Annotated in this window: 25 protein-coding genes; 7 read left to right on the top strand and 18 right to left on the bottom strand. The window is 66.5% G+C overall.

From position 1 onward, the window contains the following. The first annotated feature begins 74 nt into the window (after positions 1–74). From F0344_RS12630 to tgmC, 6 genes are all read left to right on the top strand, one after another. Positions 75–1,316 carry a helix-turn-helix domain-containing protein gene (locus F0344_RS12630; RefSeq protein WP_185298887.1) on the top strand — a complete coding sequence of 414 codons (1,242 nt, stop codon included), beginning with the start codon at positions 75–77 and terminating at the stop codon, positions 1,314–1,316. A gap of 94 nt (positions 1,317–1,410) precedes the next feature. Further along, entirely contained in the window at positions 1,411–1,647 is a 237-nt protein-coding gene (locus tag F0344_RS12625; protein ID WP_185298886.1) for a hypothetical protein, read from the top strand. Continuing rightward, complete coding sequence (locus F0344_RS12620; RefSeq protein WP_258049904.1) at positions 1,644–1,904, top strand: DUF7848 domain-containing protein; 261 nt, start codon at positions 1,644–1,646, stop codon at positions 1,902–1,904. Before F0344_RS12625 ends, F0344_RS12620 begins: the two co-directional genes overlap by 4 nt. Positions 1,905–2,207: 303 nt before the next feature. Then, a complete protein-coding gene (gene tgmA / locus F0344_RS12615) occupies positions 2,208–2,471 on the top strand; it encodes a putative ATP-grasp-modified RiPP (protein WP_185298884.1) in 264 nt (87 codons plus the stop codon). Then, positions 2,471–3,433 (top strand): ATP-grasp ribosomal peptide maturase, encoded by a 963-nt coding sequence (gene tgmB / locus F0344_RS12610; protein WP_185298883.1) that lies wholly within the window; start codon positions 2,471–2,473, stop codon positions 3,431–3,433. The genes tgmA and tgmB overlap by 1 nt, the downstream gene beginning before the upstream one ends. Continuing rightward, a complete protein-coding gene (gene tgmC, locus F0344_RS12605) occupies positions 3,430–4,644 on the top strand; it encodes an ATP-grasp peptide maturase system methyltransferase (RefSeq protein ID WP_185298882.1) in 1,215 nt (404 codons plus the stop codon). The genes tgmB and tgmC overlap by 4 nt, the downstream gene beginning before the upstream one ends. Positions 4,645–4,697: 53 nt before the next feature. Here tgmC and nrdJ read toward each other — a convergent pair whose 3' ends face one another. The 18 genes from nrdJ to F0344_RS12520 form a co-directional block, all read right to left on the bottom strand. After that, complete coding sequence (nrdJ, locus tag F0344_RS12600; RefSeq protein ID WP_185298881.1) at positions 4,698–6,785, bottom strand: ribonucleoside-triphosphate reductase, adenosylcobalamin-dependent; 2,088 nt, start codon at positions 6,783–6,785, stop codon at positions 4,698–4,700. A gap of 83 nt (positions 6,786–6,868) precedes the next feature. Further along, positions 6,869–7,252 carry a hypothetical protein gene (locus F0344_RS12595; RefSeq protein WP_219732133.1) on the bottom strand — a complete coding sequence of 128 codons (384 nt, stop codon included), beginning with the start codon at positions 7,250–7,252 and terminating at the stop codon, positions 6,869–6,871. After that, complete coding sequence (locus F0344_RS12590; protein WP_219732132.1) at positions 7,252–7,590, bottom strand: hypothetical protein; 339 nt, start codon at positions 7,588–7,590, stop codon at positions 7,252–7,254. The genes F0344_RS12595 and F0344_RS12590 overlap by 1 nt, the downstream gene beginning before the upstream one ends. After that, entirely contained in the window at positions 7,587–8,780 is a 1,194-nt protein-coding gene (locus tag F0344_RS12585) for a hypothetical protein (protein WP_185298880.1), read from the bottom strand. Before F0344_RS12585 ends, F0344_RS12590 begins: the two co-directional genes overlap by 4 nt. A 208-nt stretch (positions 8,781–8,988) precedes the next feature. Beyond that, positions 8,989–9,183, bottom strand: coding sequence for a DUF7187 family protein (locus tag F0344_RS12580; RefSeq protein WP_185298879.1), 195 nt, complete (start codon positions 9,181–9,183; stop codon positions 8,989–8,991). Further along, positions 9,180–9,494 carry a hypothetical protein gene (locus tag F0344_RS12575; RefSeq protein ID WP_185298878.1) on the bottom strand — a complete coding sequence of 105 codons (315 nt, stop codon included), beginning with the start codon at positions 9,492–9,494 and terminating at the stop codon, positions 9,180–9,182. The genes F0344_RS12580 and F0344_RS12575 overlap by 4 nt, the downstream gene beginning before the upstream one ends. Further along, on the bottom strand, positions 9,491–9,964 hold the full coding sequence (locus F0344_RS12570) for a toprim domain-containing protein (protein WP_185298877.1): 474 nt from the start codon (positions 9,962–9,964) through the stop codon (positions 9,491–9,493). The genes F0344_RS12575 and F0344_RS12570 overlap by 4 nt, the downstream gene beginning before the upstream one ends. A 31-nt stretch (positions 9,965–9,995) precedes the next feature. Further along, positions 9,996–10,301, bottom strand: coding sequence for a CHC2 zinc finger domain-containing protein (locus F0344_RS12565; protein ID WP_258050258.1), 306 nt, complete (start codon positions 10,299–10,301; stop codon positions 9,996–9,998). A 110-nt stretch (positions 10,302–10,411) separates the two neighbouring features. Beyond that, entirely contained in the window at positions 10,412–10,543 is a 132-nt protein-coding gene (locus tag F0344_RS35710) for a DUF7215 family protein (RefSeq protein WP_258049903.1), read from the bottom strand. 8 nt (positions 10,544–10,551) lie between these two features. After that, positions 10,552–10,923, bottom strand: a complete 372-nt coding sequence (locus F0344_RS12560) for a hypothetical protein (protein ID WP_185298875.1) — start codon at positions 10,921–10,923, stop codon at positions 10,552–10,554. Between the two features lie 17 nt (positions 10,924–10,940). Further along, positions 10,941–11,693: a helicase RepA family protein gene (locus F0344_RS12555; protein WP_258049901.1), complete on the bottom strand. Its 753-nt coding sequence runs from the start codon at positions 11,691–11,693 to the stop codon at positions 10,941–10,943. A gap of 56 nt (positions 11,694–11,749) precedes the next feature. Next, entirely contained in the window at positions 11,750–12,223 is a 474-nt protein-coding gene (locus F0344_RS12550; protein ID WP_185298873.1) for a deoxycytidylate deaminase, read from the bottom strand. A gap of 89 nt (positions 12,224–12,312) precedes the next feature. Continuing rightward, positions 12,313–12,750 carry a hypothetical protein gene (locus F0344_RS12545; RefSeq protein WP_185298872.1) on the bottom strand — a complete coding sequence of 146 codons (438 nt, stop codon included), beginning with the start codon at positions 12,748–12,750 and terminating at the stop codon, positions 12,313–12,315. A gap of 55 nt (positions 12,751–12,805) precedes the next feature. Beyond that, positions 12,806–13,006, bottom strand: coding sequence for a hypothetical protein (locus F0344_RS12540; RefSeq protein ID WP_185298871.1), 201 nt, complete (start codon positions 13,004–13,006; stop codon positions 12,806–12,808). Continuing rightward, positions 13,003–13,485, bottom strand: a complete 483-nt coding sequence (locus tag F0344_RS12535; protein ID WP_185298870.1) for a hypothetical protein — start codon at positions 13,483–13,485, stop codon at positions 13,003–13,005. Before F0344_RS12535 ends, F0344_RS12540 begins: the two co-directional genes overlap by 4 nt. Before the next feature lie 53 nt (positions 13,486–13,538). Further along, positions 13,539–14,504 carry a hypothetical protein gene (locus F0344_RS12530; RefSeq protein ID WP_185298869.1) on the bottom strand — a complete coding sequence of 322 codons (966 nt, stop codon included), beginning with the start codon at positions 14,502–14,504 and terminating at the stop codon, positions 13,539–13,541. Continuing rightward, positions 14,501–14,764, bottom strand: a complete 264-nt coding sequence (locus F0344_RS12525) for a hypothetical protein (RefSeq protein ID WP_219732131.1) — start codon at positions 14,762–14,764, stop codon at positions 14,501–14,503. The genes F0344_RS12530 and F0344_RS12525 overlap by 4 nt, the downstream gene beginning before the upstream one ends. A gap of 194 nt (positions 14,765–14,958) precedes the next feature. Further along, positions 14,959–15,447, bottom strand: coding sequence for a hypothetical protein (locus F0344_RS12520; protein WP_185298868.1), 489 nt, complete (start codon positions 15,445–15,447; stop codon positions 14,959–14,961). Positions 15,448–15,589: 142 nt separating this feature from the next. On the opposite strand from F0344_RS12520, the gene F0344_RS35705 reads away from it, so the two are divergent. Next, positions 15,590–15,931: a hypothetical protein gene (locus tag F0344_RS35705; protein ID WP_185298867.1), complete on the top strand. Its 342-nt coding sequence runs from the start codon at positions 15,590–15,592 to the stop codon at positions 15,929–15,931. The last annotated feature ends 44 nt before the right edge of the window (positions 15,932–15,975 follow it).

Here is a 15,975-nt window from a genome sequence, read left to right as displayed (position 1 = left end):
CCCGACAGGCCAGTCCTGAAGGGGGCTTGTGCTTTTCCCGAAGGGCTTACTCTGGCTGAGAGAGGTGGTGTCGCATGTCCGCTGAACTCGCAGAGAACCTACGGAAGTACCGCCGCGCTGCGGGGCTGAGTCAGGAGCAGCTCGCACATCGCGGCAACATGTCGGTCGGGCCGATCCGGAAGATCGAACAGGGTCACGACGGGGTCCGCATGGAAACCCTGCACAAGCTCGCCCGCATCCTCGGTGTAAAGACGTCGGACCTGATGGCGGCCGGGCCTCCGCAGCCGGTCAAGCATGACGATCCGAACAGTCAGAACCTGCGCGAGCTGCGCATCGCCCTCACCCCTGCGCTCAGCCTCGGCCCGGTCAGTGCCCCGGCGGGCGACGAACCGGACCTGCGCCGCCTGAACCGCATGACGTACGACAACTCCGTTCTGTACTTCGGCGACACCTACCAGAGCATCGCCGCGGATCTGCCTACGCTCATCAGGGCGGCGAACGACGCCGTCGCCTACTACGACTCCGGTGAGGAGCGTACGAAGGCCCTGGTGGAGCGCTCACGAGCCCTGAACCTGGTCGGGCGGTACCTGACACAGATCAGGCAGTTCGATCTTGCCCACGTGGCAGCCAGGGGCGCTATCGAGGACGCGAAGGCGGCAGGCAACAACCTCGTGGCCGCGTCCGGGGTCGGCGGGATGTGCTGGCTGCTCGTGCGGACCGAGCGGTTCGACGAGGCCGAGGATATCGCGGTCGCGACGATGGACATCGTCGAGCCGAAGATCATGGGAGCCACCCCGGACGAGTACTCGACCTGGGGCGGCCTGGCGATGGAAGCGGCGGCTGCGGCTGCGCGGAACAACCGCCCCGGCGAGGCCAAGGCTCTGCGCAGGGCGGCCGGCACCGCCGCGAAGGCCGTGGGCAAGACGCACAGGAACCTGCTGCGTCACTGGTCGATGTTCGGCCCGGTCACGGCTGCCATGAAGGAGCTTGAGGACTACATGATCGAGGGCGACGCGCGCTCTGTGATCCGGAAGTCGAAGGAAGACGCCACCCTCCAGGAAAAGCACTGGAAGCAGCTCGGGGGACCGAGCACCAACGACGGCAACCGCTACCGCCTCGACCTGGCCCGCGCCATGGTGCGCACTGGCGACCCCACGGCCGCCATGGAGGAGCTGTCGCACCTCGACGGGATCGCGCCCGAGTGGTTCCGGCATCAGTCGTCCGCAGCGGTCACCTTCGAGGAGATCACGAAGAAGCGCCGCACCCTCACGGCGGACATGCGCGAGGTAGGCACTCACCTGGGCGTATTCGCCTAACTACACGCTGGTGATGCACTTCTGACGGGGCATCGTTGGAAGTGCATCGCTATATGTCTGGCCCGCCGCCATTACCCCTCGTAGCTTCATGGTCATGGCGAGCAACCAGCAAGCCGAGCCCCGTATCGAGATCGGCTCGGTCATGAGGGACACGCAGACCGGCCGAGTCGGGGTTGTCCGACGTGGCCCCGAAGGCACGACGCGCTTACACGGCCTGTCGGATGACGACTACTGGGAGGTCGACCCCGTCGACCTTCGGGAGCTGACCCAGACGGAGCGGCTCAGCGCCCGCGTCGCCGTGGCCAACTACGAGACCCGGTGCCGACCGTGACGACACAGCCGCGAGCCATCGTCCGCCACGTCATGTGGACCATCGCCCCGGACCAGGAGCCGAACGCCGAGCCGATGACCTACGCGCTCCAGTGCGTCACCTGCTCCGAGAAGTCCGAGCGCTCCGAGGACTGGGGCGAGCCGCAGGGGTGGGGTCTCGCGCACTCCGGACGGCACCCCTCGCATAACTCGTACCGCGAGGAGATCACGCGCCCGTGGCGTACGTGGATGAAGCCCCAGCCCGGAGACCGCTCGTGATCTGGCGAGCGATATCCCGAGCGGCCGGCCCTCTGCTCGCCCTGACGATCGCCGCCTCGATCGGCTTCGTCCTGGCGTTCGCCTGGCGGGCGACCAACCCCTAGACCGGTCCGTCCTGCGCGGTGCCCACCCCATGGCTCCCCCGTCACCCCCGCAGGACGGGCCCAACAAGCCCCCGCCCCGGTCGTATCAAAACCCTGGACAGGTCGAGTGACGACCGGGGCGGGTCTGCAACGACAACCCCATGGAAGGCCGTGGGCCGGCCTCTCTCCGAGGCTGGCCCCCAGACCCAAAGGAGCACTGATGACCGCCCTCGCAAGCCCGACCACCGTCCGCCCGTGGGGCACCGGCCGACTCGCGCCGTACCCCACCACCATCCCCCTCCCGCACGCGTCGGTCTCCATCGACCCCGACACCCAGCTCGGCACCTTCCTGGACCACGCCGGCCGCGTCGTCGAGATGGGCAAGCACGGCACCAGTACGGGCACCGAGACGACCACGTCCACGAGTTCGGACGGCCAGTCGGGTAACGACCAGGGGTCCGACCAGGGCAGCGACACGGACTGATGACCGCGACCGAGAAGAGGCCGGTACTCGTGGCCACCGAGGCGGACGACGTCACCGCCGACATGGTGATCACGGAACTCAACCGGCTCGATGTGCCGGTAGTCAGATTCAACCCGGCTGACATCGGGGCAGACCTGACGGTCTCGGCTCGGTTCGGCACGTGCCCGGCCCCCGTGGTCGGGCACGTGCGCACCCCGTCGAGAACCGCCGACCTCGCCGACGTCCGCGCGGTGTACTGGCGTCGCCCCATCTGGCCGACGTTCCCGAGCCTGGAGTCCGACGATGCCCAGTTCGCTGCGGCGCAGGTTCGGTACGGCCTCGGTGGCGCTCTGTACGCCATGGAGGGGCCCCTCTGGGTGAACCACCCTCTACGCGTCGCAGAGGCCGACTACAAGCCCGCACAGCTCGCCACGGCCCAGCGCCTCGGCCTCACGGTGCCGCCCACGCTGGTGACCAACGATCCGGACGACGCGCGGGAGTTCATCTCGGAACACGATCGCGTGATCTACAAAACGCTGCGCTGGACGCCCTACCAGCGCGACGGTGTAGCCGTGACGGGGTGGGCAGACCCAGTCACCGCCGAAGAGATCGACGAGAGCCTGCGAGTGGCTCCCCACCTGTTCCAAGCCGTCGTGGACAAGGTGGCCGATCTTCGGGTGCTGGTTGTCGGGCGGCAAGTCTTCGCAGTGCGGATAGCGTCGGGCCTCCTGGACTGGCGCAAGGACTACTCGGCCCTGTCGTACAGCGTGGTAGACCTGCCCGCAGTGGTAGAGAAGGCGCTCCTCGCCTATCTGGACTACTACCGGCTGGTCAGTGGCAGCTTCGACTTCGCCGTGGATCAGGCGGGGGATCTGTGGTGGCTGGAGCTGAACCCGAACGGTCAGTGGGGCTGGCTAGAGCCGCACACCGGTTTGCAGATGTCCGCCGCCTTCGCGGCCCTATTGGCAGGAGAGACCACATGAGCGATGGTGCCGCCGAGAGGCGAGCCCTTGCCGGCCGACTGGTGCAGGAGGGCGCTCTTACGACGCCGGCCTGGCGAGCGGCCGTGGAGTCGGTGCCGCGCGAGCTGTTCCTGAACCCCGGGGTGTTCCTGTACGAGGGTGGACGATGGCGGCCCGCAACGGCCCTCGGGTCCGACCCTGCCGAGTGGCTCCGGATCGCCTACACCCCCGACACGCTGACCACGCAGCTCGACGGGCACCTCACCGCAGACCAGGTGAGCGAGCCCGTGGCGGGCCTGCCCACCTCCTCCTCGACGACCCCGGCCCTCGTGGTCAGCATGATCGAAAGCCTGGATGTGCAGGACGGGCACCAGGTCCTGGAGATCGGCACCGGCACCGGCTACTCCGCGGCCCTCATGTGTCACCGCCTCGGCGAGGACAACGTGACCACCGTGGAAGTCGACCCCGAAGTCGCCTCGCGCGCGGATGCCGCCCTGGAAGCCGCAGGCTTCTCCACGTGGACCGTGACCGGCGATGGCCTCCTTGGTCACCCGCGCCGTGCGCCCTACGACCGCGTCATCGCCACGTGTGCAGTCCGCCGCATCCCCTACACCTGGGTCCGACAGACCAAGCCCGGCGGGATCATCCTGGCCACGGTCGGCTCATGGGCGAACGGTGCCGGCCTCGCGAAGGTGACCGTCAACGAAGACGGAACGGCAGAGGGCCGGATCATCGGGCGGGCCTCGTTCATGCAGGCCCGATCACAGGCAGCGACTCCAGTCGCCGGTGATCTCGGTGCGCGCACGGCCTATGCCGACAGCGAGCGGCAGACGAAGGTGTCGCCGCTCATGCTGGACGAGTGGATGCCGGCCTTCCTCGCCCAGGTCGCGGCCCCTGGCGCTCAGCTCGTCCGTGCGAAAACGAACGGGGGCGCGGAACTCCTCTACCTCTTCGACCCTGAACGCGAGTCGTGGGCTGAGTTCACCCCCGATGGCGACGACTGGCAAGTCCGTCAGGGCGGGCCCGTCACCCTCTGGGACGACGTCGAGGAAGCTCTCCTGGCCTGGCAGGAAGAGGGCAGTCCGGACATCACCGCCGTTCGGCTGCACATCACCGACCGGTGTCACACGTACTGGATCGGCGGGCAGCAGATCGCCACCCGCACGTCGTCACACTGGATCGGCGACGAGGCGGCGCTGCGCTGGCAGCACCGGTTGACCAACCGCCCATAGCCAGGCGACACGCACAAGCCCCCGACCCTGCGCTGGGTCGGGGGCTTGTGTCGTTACCGGATCGGACAGGCGCCCGATGCACAGTCCTCGTCCGTGGAGTCCTCGATCGTGGTCATCGAGTAGGAGTTGAACTCGTCCTCGCTGATCCGCTCGTAAGGGCTCTGCGGACGAGTGCCGTCCGGCATCAGGGTCGTGCCCTTGAGGGCCGGCAACCACGACTGGATGATGTCCATCGCTTCGTGGACCTTGTACTTGCCCTCCGGGAAGTTCACCGTGAAGGACACGGCGTTGTCCGCCCAGCACTCTTGATACATCGCCTGGAAGGCGAGCATCTCGTGAAGGGACAGCTCGTCGGCGGACTCGACGATCGTCGGGTCGAAGCCCAGCTCCTCGACCTCGGCGACGAGCTTCTCCTTCGTCGGGAACGCCACCACGAAGGTGTTGCCCGACTGGTCGTACACGCAGGGCTCGACCGCGTACCCCTGCGCCTCGAAGTCGCGGACGGTCTTGGCCTGCGCCGGGTCCGGCATCGAGAAGCGCACGCGGCGGATGAAGTGGCGGGCGTAGATCGGGTGGATTCCCTCCGTCGCCCCCGGCAGCTTGGCGATGGACCCGGTCGGCGCCACGGTGGTGACCTTGACCGGCTCGGGTATCCGCAGCTCGAAGGCGTACTCGCGGGCCTCTTCACGGACCGCGTCGTACAGGTCCGCAAGGTGGGCCCGGAAGCCCTCGTTGTACGCGGCCTTCGAGTACCGGATGCCCTGCTTGGCGAGGTAGCCCTGGACTCCGAGGTGGCCTACGCCGATGCGTCGGTTCCGCAGGAGAAGGCCGGCCTGCTGGTCGTCGTTCACGTCGCCGTAGGTGGCCCGGATCAGGAACCGGGTCATCAGCTTGTGCGCCCGTTGCAGGCCGACGCGGTCCACCCTGGCGCCGCTCGCCGTGGGGGCGAAGTAGTCCAGGTTCACGTGGCCGAGGTTGCAGTTCTCGGCCGGCTCCAGCGCGATCTCGCCGCACGGGTTGGTCGCGATGACCGTGCCGGTCTCGCCCTCGTTCGAGGCGGAGCTGTTCCAGTAGCCGGGCTCCCCGTTCTTGAGCATCCCGGCAACGACCTGCTGGTGGACGAAGCGGGCGTTCTCGTGCTCGGGGTGGTCCTCGTTGGTGAGGGCGGCCATGAACGTGTCGTCGATCTCGACGCTGATGTTCGTGGTCCAGTGCTTCGAGCCGTCTGCCTTGCACTCCAGGAAGTCGTCGATCGCCGGGTCGTCCCAGTGACAGATCGCCATCCGGGCCGAGCGCCGGACCCCGCCGGACACGACGCACTCCGCGATGGCGTGCGCTATCTCCATGGCGTCGGTGGGGGACAGGTGCGGGCCGTGGCCGAAGAAGAAGGGATCGACCGCCTTGTTCATGACGGCCGCGATCTCCAGCATCATGCGGGCGAACGGGCCCGGACCGCTGGCTGTGCCGCCGAACGTCTTCAGGCGGCTGCCCTTGCAGCGGACGCGCGAGACGTCGTACACGCGGTCGGCGTGCTGGACGTGCCGGTCGTCCATGAAGGTGTCGAGCAGGTCCACCAGGGCGTCGGACCAGCCCTCGCGCGAGTCCTCGATCTCGAAGGCCCCGGCCCAGTCCGAGTTGTATTCGTCGGAGAGGACCCCCGCGGCCTTCATCTCCTCATAGTCCTGGTGCATCGGGTCGCACACGATGTGGACCTTCAGCTCACGGCGCGGGGCACCGTACGGGGCAAGGAAGCGCGAGCTGTAGTTCGCGCCGACCCCGCCGCCCTCCATCAGGCGCATGAACTGGAACTCGAAGTGCCGGCTGAGCTTCTCGCCCCACGGCGCGACGTGGCAGTTGAACAGGTACTGCCGGCCCTTCACGCCTGTCGCCCACAGATGGCGCCCTGCGGGGATGATGGCGAACCGGTCCATGTGGGAGACCAGCGCGTCGTATTCGGCCTTCACGGGCGCGCTCCAGGCGCTCATGTCGGCACCGTGGACCAGGGCGAGGTTGCCCTTGGCCACACGCCGGACAGTGTCGGGCCACTGCTCCTTCGAGCCGTCGGCCAGGGTCCGGCTGTACGTGCGGTCGTAAACGATCTGGCCGGAGGGTCCGAACGGAACGTCGAAGAGGTCAGTCACTGAGTAAGGCTCCTTTGTACGTCTATCACACTCTGGTCAACGAGGGGGCGGGCCACATCAGGCCCGCCCGGTCCCTCGTTACTTCACGCTGCGGCTAGCTCGGGCATCGAGTCGTAGCCGTCCACGTAGGGCTCACCGTTGAGCCAGGCCGTCACCTTGCCGACGCCCCTCTCGGTGGCCTTCCTCGCGCCGGACTTCTGCTTCCCGGTCTGCTTGCCCGCGTCCTCGTACGTGTCGTCGAGGACGAACCGCATGAACACGGCCTGACGCTCGACGAGCGAGAGGTCCGCTTCCTTCCAGGCCCGCCGGACGTCCGAGAGGGAGGCGAAGACCGAGTTGCCGTGAGAGGGGTCCGAGTACCCCTTCGGCATCCCGTCCTCGACGTAGACCTCGGACTTGATCCCGTACGCCGCGATCGGATCGAACAGGTAGGGAAGCACCCGCTCGACCTCGGCACGCTGGTACATCAGGCGCCGGCCAGGACATCGAAGGAGGTGAGCGCGGTACGGCGCCCGGCCTCGGTGAGGAACTGGTCCCGAAGCCTCTGGTGCAGCCAGCGGTGCAGCACGCCCGTCCCCTGCGCGAGGGCCTGCCGAGCCTGCCGGCCCCGCGTCGCCAGGATGACGAGGGCCTCCTGGTGGGCGTCGTCCTCTTCGAGGGTCAGCGCGTAGTCCCGGCCGAACTGGCGGGCCACGGCTCGGGCAACGCTCCGCACACCTTCCTCGTCGAGGACTGCCCAGTCGGTGTACGCGGCCTCTGCCGACCCGTACGCCTGCGTCTCGATCTCCGTGATCGCGAAGCTCAACTCACTACCTCCTTGACGGGGACGGCCCCGTCCTTGGTCACTGCGACGATCAGTCCGGGGGCCCCGGTCGTCCCCTTGGCGTGGCGCCACCACGTCGACTCGCTCTCCATGGCCGGCGGCTGGATGAACGTGCGCGGGCCGTCGCTGTCCACGTGCTCGTGGTGGAGGTGGCCGGCCAGCAGAAGATCGGCCTGGTGCATCGCCGACTCGCGGTTGAAGGCTTGGCCCTGCCACCACGTGAAGTGCTTGCCCGGCCGCCACTGATGGCCGTGGGCGTGGGCGACGACCGTGCCCGAGCACTCGACTACGACCGTCAGTTCGTCCGTGTCCGGGACGAAGAACTCGACATGCCCGAACAGTTCCGGGTTCAGCTTGGCCGCGTCCTGTACCGCGATCAGGGACTCGGTGTCATGGGAGTCGTCGTACCGCGTCGTGCCCTTGCCGTTGATCCGGACGGCCTCACCGTGGTTGCCCGGCACAGCGGCCACCGTCAGGCGGTTGGCCATCGGCGCGAAAGTGAGGACCGCGTGGAGCATGACCCGGCGGGTAAGACGGATCTGCTCGGTCAGCGTGAGCTGAGTGCGCCACGTGTTCGCCCCGCCCTGCGAGACGAACCCTTCGACATGGTCACCGAGCCACGCGATGTGGACGTGCTCGATGTTGAACCGCTCGCGGTACCAGCTCAGCCGGTCGGCCGCCGCGTTGAGGCAGGCGATCGTCCGGGTGATGGTGCCTTCGATCCCGTCGCCGTCGATCTTGCCGAACTGGGTGTCGCCGAGCGCCACGATGAAGGTGTGGTCACCCTCGATCTCCGTGAAGGCCGGCTCCGTCCCGTGCGTCTTGATCGCGGCCAGAAGGTCATCGATCGGGGGACGCTCGCCGGTCGAGGAAGTGCCGGCTCGGGCGAAGGTGAAGCGGGTCGACAGGCCCGTCTCTCCGTTGGCCATCGTCCACTCCGAGCTACGGAGCCCGGTCACCGTCCACTCGGCCGGGTCGAGGCCCTGGCCCTGGAGGACCGCGCTGGCCGCGCTCTCGTTCTCCTCGAAGGTCTCACCGCGGACCGTGACGGCCGCCTCGTCCCCGCTCACCTCGATCTGCCGGGTGAAGTCCTTCTCGGGGACGGTCTGACGGGGCGGGATGGACGGGCCCACGGGCTTCGCGAGAAGCTCATCCTTCAGCGATCCAGGCACTACTATCACACTCCGGTCTGGCGAAGGGATCGCCGATAGGTTCGTATCGTCGTGGCGGACACGTCGTGTCCCCACTTGCGGAGCGTCGTGGCCAGCCAGTCGGCGCTCGTGCCCCCGAAGAGGTGATCGAAGAACAGGTCACGCTCGCGCTCCCCGAGGTCGGTCCAAATCTTGTCGAGCGCCGGGCCGGCACTTCCAGGCAGCGGCACTAGAACACGCTCATCTCGGAGACCCAGTACGCCTGAACCAGCTCGAAGGTCTCCTCCTTGGTGAAACCCTCCTCGCGCAGGCACTTGCGCAGGTCACCCACGATGGAGGCCGCCCGCTTCACCGTGCCGTACTGGTCGATGACCGGCTCGGTCTCCTCGGGCTCCGGTGCCTCGAACTCGAAGTCGTCGTTCACTTCGCACCGTCCAGCTTCTCGACCTGAGCCAGGGCGATAGCGGCGAGCTGCACCAGGGCCTCGCGCTGCTCGTGCTCGTAGGCGGCGAGCGACTCGAAGGCGTACGAGAGAAGCAGGGCCTCGAAGGTGCCCTGGCGTCCATACTCCTTGCCCCAGGCCGAGGCTCGGCCGTCGTGCTGGCGGCGCCTGTCGTCCGTGCCGGGCTTCGCCGGGTACTCGCCGAGGTTCTTCACGGCTGCCCGTACGTCGTTGAAGACGCGGGTCAGGGGGTCGGGCTTGCGGGTGGTCTTCTTCGCGGTGGTCTCACTCATGCTGCGGTCTCGAAGTCCTTTCGGTAGAGGTTGAAGATGGAGTCCGCCCCGCCCTGGAGGTAGGTCTCCGTCACGTCGCCGTCGCGCATCCGTACGGCCTTCGCGGTGCGGAGCTGGCGGCAGATCTTCGCGGAGAACTCCGCGCCGGCCTCGTCCGGATCACCCCAGACCCAGACCTTCGAGAACCCGGCGAGCATCCGGCGGTGACGGCCGGCCCACATGTTCGCGCCGGGTGCAGCCACGGCGTACAGGCCGAGCTTGCGCAGGATGGCCCGGTCCAGCTCACCTTCGGTGATGTGGATCTCGTCCCCGGCCTGGTGGATGGAGTCGATCCCGTACATGCGAGGGATGTCGTCCTTGAGCGTGTTGTATTTGCCGTGGAAGAAGTCGCGGTGGTTGTGCTCCTGGAGGCACCGGAAGCGGATCGTCAGCGGCTTGCCGTTGCGGTCCAGGTAGGGGATGGCCAGCATCCCCCTGTACTTCGCGTGTCCGGGGAAGGGGTCAGCGACGACGCCAAGTCGGGCGGAAGTTGCTTCCTCCCTGCCCAGCCCCCTTGCGTGGAGATACTGAGCGACCTCCGCCGTAAGCGCTCCTTCGTACGCCCTGGTCGCCTCTTCCAGAGTCTCCCTCTGGGAGACCGAGAGAGGTCGCAAGGGCTCGTGCTCCTGGGAAATCTGTCTCCTCCTTCAGCATGATCATCGAGTAGCTGTCACCGCCCTGTCCGCAGGAGTGGCACTTCCACAGGCCCTCGTCGAGCTTGTAGGACATCGATGGGGTGTTGTCGTCATGGAGGGGGCACTTGGCCATCCCTGTGTTGCGCTCCGAGTTGAAGTCGACCTCGAAGTGGTTCATCACGGCTTCGAGCGTGGGCTTGGCTTCCTCGCCCTGCTCGTCCCGGTCTCCGACCCGCCCGTACCTCACACCGACACCCCGTACAGCTCCTCTACGGCGAGGGTCGTGGTCAGGTCTGCGTCCGGGTCCTCGATGTAGGCGAAGAACGCCTCGGCCTCGTCGAAGGCCCGCTCTGCGGTCTCGGGGTCTGTCCCCATGAAACCGATCACTGGGCGTCCAAGCCGAGGTAGTCCTCAAACGTGGTCAGGACGTACGCCTGTCTCCAGTTCTTGCCTCGCGCCTTCACGACGGCGAGTGAGGTGACCAGCTCGGGGTCGAGGCCGCGGTGCTTGGCGAAGTTCAGCCGCTCGACCTTGGCCTCACGGACGAAGGTGGCCGGCTCGAACTTCGCGTTCTTCGCCTCGATCACCAGGAACGAGCCGTCGATCCGGACGACCATGTCGCCCTCGTCCTCGGTGCCGGCCAGGCGCAGGGACTCGACGTCGAAGCCCAGCCCGCGCAGGCCCTCGCGGAGGTCCGTCTCCCACTGCGAGCCCTTGCGCTTGTTGCGACGGTTCCTCGCGGTAACGTCGGTCACTCTATCACACTCCTTCTTTATGAACCGAGCAAGACCTTCGTCGGGCTCCAGTCGTCTACGGGCTTCGGGGCCCGGATGATCGTGTGCTTCTCCGCCCGCTTGAAGCGGGTGTACTCGGGCTCGCAGATCATCGTGGTGTAGCGCTGCGCGGTGGGATCGCACGGGCCCATGCGTTGTTTCACGCACGCCACGTGGTACGCCATCGACGTGGGGTCAAGCGCCACCGACAGGGACAGCTCGGGCTTCTCGGAAAGGCCGCCCTTGATCTGGTCGCGGCTCGGCGGGTTCCAGGGGGACGACTTCGCCTCCCATGCCTTGTCGCTCGCGTGGTGCAGCAGGATAACCGTGGCGCCCGTGTCGCGGGCCAGCTCGGTAGACCCCTGCATCACCGCCATCTGCTCGGTGTAGTCCGACTCGGCGCCCTCGAAATCCATCAAGTTGTCGAACACGATGACCTGCGGATACGCGTCCCACAGCTCGATGTACGCCTCGATCTCCTCGTCGATCTGCTTCCACGTGATCGGGCTGCCGAAGCTGAACGTGATGTTCGAGCTGGACAGCGCGTCGAGGTACGCCTGGCGGTACTTCCCGCCCTCGGCCATGCCCGCCTCGACCATCTCCGTGGTGTCGCGAGTCGCCATCGAAGCGAGCCGGGACGAGGCGGTGAACGCGCTCATGTCGGCGGAGAAGTAGAGGGTGGGCAAGTTCATCTGCGCCACCCAGAAGAGGGCGAACCCCGACTTCTGCGTACCGGATCGGCCGGCGACCATCACAACCTCGCCGTGACGAGGGCGGACACCAGCGGCGTAGAGATCCTCGAACGCCTCTACACGAGGGAGTTCTTTGCCCGACTCTGCATGGAGCGCCAGAGACCTACCAGGGGTGAGCACGGGGTGTTCTCCTCTCCAAGGACGACGACTCGCCGGATACCGGCGGAAGTGATGAGCGTTGAGCAGGCCGGACACGGCTTGCGGGTCACGTACAACGTGGCGGTGGGGAACTCGGAAGGATCGACGCCCTGTTCGATGGCGTTCTCGATCGTGTTCCTCTCGGCGTGCGTGGCCGAGCAGTTGAAGTAATCGGTGTCGCGGGCACACTCCGCGGTGGAGAGCTGGCCTCGCGGGCAGTTGCCTGCGCTCGCGCATCCAGGGATGCCGGCGGGCAGACCGTTGTATCCGACGCCGAGCACGCGGTGCTTACGGCTGAGCAGTACAGCCCCGACCTGGGACCTCGTACAGTCCGCTCGGGTCGCTACGGCCCCGGCGATACCGAGGGCCCATGTGTCCCATGTAGGTCTCACTGGAGACCTCCTTCCAGCAGGCGCTACCGCCTGCCATCGCCCTCCTTCCGGGCTCGTGATCTTGTTTATGCACGACTAACACACTATGATCAGTCGAAGTCGGGGGCGTCGTCGACAGCCGCCTCCGCCTTGGCCTCTCGCTCGTTGGCGTACGCGATGACCTTGTTCCGGGCCTGCGCGTCGCTGAGCTGGCGCCACACCCACGCCGGACGCTGACCCGGCTTGGACGGCGGGATCTGGTCGAGGGTCACGATCGTCGCGCCGCCGACCACGGCCTGAAGGTCACGGGCAAGGATCGTCTGCTCGATGCGCACGCCCTTGGTGATCTCGGGGGTGCCAGCTTCGAGCTGGTCCGGCGTCCGGAAGACGGTCACGTCGCAGAGAGCCGAGTCCTTCGGGCCGTTGGCCGTGGGGCGCTGGCGCTCGAAGGAGTGGACCTCGACGAGGAAAGCCGCGGAGCCCTGGACGTCTGCGGGCTTGAACCATCCGCCGGCCTGGACGGGGATGTCGATGAGGTTGAGTGCCACTGTTGGGGTTCTCCTATGTTCGGTGAAAGGTGTCGGTGTTCGGTGTTGGTGGCTGCTACTTCGGGCGGCCGGCGACGACGACAGCCGTCGCCTTCACGTCCAGCAGCTCGGTTCCGGCGGGCAGGCCCGCACGGAAAGACCGCTCGTGTTCCTTGGCGTGCGAGGCGGCGAACTGCTTCTCGTCGACCAGGAAGAAGAGGGGTACGTCTACTTCGATCGCGTACGTCACCGTGCTGACGATGGTCACCTTGCTCATGCGGGCAACGCCTTGCCCTTGGCCTTGTAGGCATCCATCACGGCCGCCTCGGCGAAGAAGGACTGGTTGTTGGCCCAGATCTTCTTCAGGTCAGCGCGGTTGGTCTGCTTCTCGATCTCCCCGAGAATCCACGCGTTCTTGTCCTGCTCGGGGCTGGCGGTCGGCGCGCTCGCGGCCTGCGGCGTACCGCCGAGACTGGCCCACGGGTCTCCGCCTGCCGGCTTGGCCGGGGGCGTGTCCTCTGCGATGACCGTGCCGCCGAGCTGCGTGGCGATCAGGCCCTTGCCGTGCGCAAGGTTCGTGGCGTTCGTGACGATGTCGCTCAACGTCAGTCCAGTCACACTATCACGATCCATCCCGAAGAAATCCAGGATGTCGTCGCGGACCTCGCCCGGCCGGCCCTTGAAGACCGCCCAGCTATCGTCATACGACTTGCCATACTTGATCGTGACCGTAAGGGCCCTGCTCGTTTCACTCACTGAGTGGTTGTTCCTCTCTCTTGCCCCGCTGACTTCGTCACTCTATCACACTTTCAGGCGGCCGAAGCGACCTGGTCTTGTGTGACCTGCGCCACGAAGGGCTTCATCGCCTTACGGCTCAACGACCGCATCTCGCGGATGGTCAGCGCCAGTTGGGCCGCCTTCCATCCGATCTCCAGGTCAACCCAGTACAGCGTGCACTCACCCTCACCCGCAGGCAGGTGGATGATGATGCCCCACTTCTGGTTGACCGGCCGCAGAGGCGAGTAAGCGCCCTCCGCGTCCTGTACTTCTATCACACGCTTCTTGAAAGAAGCAAGCTCGGCTTTGCTGTCGACGTTCACCGGGAAGCGGGTGTGGTCGTAGACCTCGCCGCGCGAGTACACCGCGAGCTGGGCCGCCATCTTCAGGCCGCCGTACTTCACGCTGCCGGTCTTCAGGTCCGCGATGAACTCGTCCTCGATCCACTGCCCGTCAGGGTCGGGACCGGCGTACTGGACCATGCGGTCGAAGGTGCCGGCCACGCCCAACTCGTTCACGACGACGAACTGTTCGACGGAGATCACCTTCAGGACCGACGTCTCCATGAGGTACGCGCCCATGTCGGCGATGTCCTGCTTGGAGGCCGAGGCCGGCAGGGGCTGACCTGCGTCGACCAGCTCCGAGAGCGTGTGGAGGTAGGTTCCCCGCTCGCGCTTGTCGTTGGCGCCCGACGCGGCGGTTGCCTGCTCGGCAAGGGCGTTGAGCTGCTTCTTGTCGTCCGCGTTCTCGGGGTCGAGGCCGCGGGCCTTGTCCACCAGGTCCGGCCGGCGCGAGGCGCCGAACAGGACCATGCGCTTACCCCAGTCGACCAGGCTGGACTTGTCCTCGATGCAGTCGATGAACGTCGTGGTCCTGGTGTGGCCCTTCGGCTTCCCGCCGGCCTTCGGCACTACCAGGGGTCGGCCCCAACCATCTCGCGGTACGGCGTGGTTGGGGTGTGCGGACTTCTGCGGGATCTCGATCAGGTTCAGTGTCACTCGGCCACCTTCGGGTCGCACTCGGCGAGGTAGAAACGGACGTTGCCGTCTTCGTCGAACTCGGGCTCGTACTCGTCTTCGTCGATCAGCTCGTAGCCGATCTGTCCGAGGAAGTTCAGCAGCTCGCGCATCGCGGTTGAGCTGTGCTGCATGGGGTTGACCAGGATGTGATAGTCCTCCGCGTCAGCGTCGATGTGAACGCTGATGTTGCCGGAATCGGCAACCAGTGCGGCCCTCTCCAGGACTCGTATCACTATCATCTCCGAAGTGTGTAAGTATGACTAGGCAGGGGCTGGAGTGTCGCACACCCGAGCGGGGGTGTCAACGAAGCTCCAGAAGTTAAGGAAAATCTAACCCAAGCGGAGTAGGTGAGGAGTAAACGATCAGCCCTCTTTGATAACGAAAAGGCCCCCTTCGGGGAAGGGGGCTTCGCAGGTCAGAGGGGTCGGGACGTCTACTTGTTGTAGTCCGTCTTGCTGTAGTCGGTGTGCTCGTCAGCGTTCTTGCGCTTGGTCGTCTTGCGCTCCGGGCGACGGATGATGTCGTCGTCGCCTTCCTCGCGGGGCACATAGAACCACCCTTCCTCTGTGTCCGGGTCGTAGTGCACGACGCAGTTGTTGTCTTCGAGCATCTGCTTCCAGCGCGCGAGCCGCTGGGTCTTGTCCTCGTCGAGCGGCAGGCCGGCACGCCTGCGGGCCTCCACGCGCAGCATGATGATCGGGTACGGCTGACGGTGCTCCTTCTTCACCGCCCACGGGATAAGCTCGTCGTCCCGTGCGATACGCCGGTCCAGCCCCTCGCGGTACCGGAAGTTCCCCCACATCGAGGAGACGGTGTCGATGCCGTACTTACGCTTGTACTCCTCGGTCATCTCCTGGTACGTCCAGCCCTCCTCGAACCATCTGATGACCTCTTCCTTGTCCTGGATCTTGCGTGCCCCCATGGCCGTCCTTCCCTCGGTGTGTTACCGCGTGTGTTACCGGCGGTCTTGATCTTGCACTACTTACACTCCCATTATGCCCCGACCTTGTCAACCCTGCACACCCGCGACCGTAGCGCTGGCTACAGAATCCACCGGAGCCCCGATGAAGATCACCGCTTGCGACCTCGACAAGCTGACCCCGGCGAAGACCTACACCATCACGCCCGAGGGTGAGGAGCCTGTCGACCTGGACCTCTGCGGGACGCACGCCGCGCCGATCGAGGAACTGATCCAGCAGGCGAAGGGTGCGCAGGTCGCGGCCCCGGCAGAGGCTCGGACGGCCCCGGCGCCTGCCGTCAAACGGGTGACAAGGAAGACGACGGCGAAGAAGGCTGCGGCGAAGAAGACCCCTGCGAAGAAGACTCCCGCGAAGACCGCCAGCAGGGCGCCGAAGATCATGACCCTGGAGGAGATCGAGGCCCAGAAGCAGGCACAGAAGGGCTGAGACGAGAAGAGAGCCCCCACCGACCGCGAGGTCAGTGGGGGCTT

The sequence above is a fragment of the Streptomyces finlayi genome, assembly GCF_014216315.1.
In the GTDB taxonomy this organism is placed as follows: Bacteria; Actinomycetota; Actinomycetes; order Streptomycetales; family Streptomycetaceae; genus Streptomyces; species Streptomyces finlayi_A.
The sequence above is the reverse complement of the archived record's forward strand: the minus strand, read 5'-3'. Positions and strand labels throughout refer to the sequence as shown.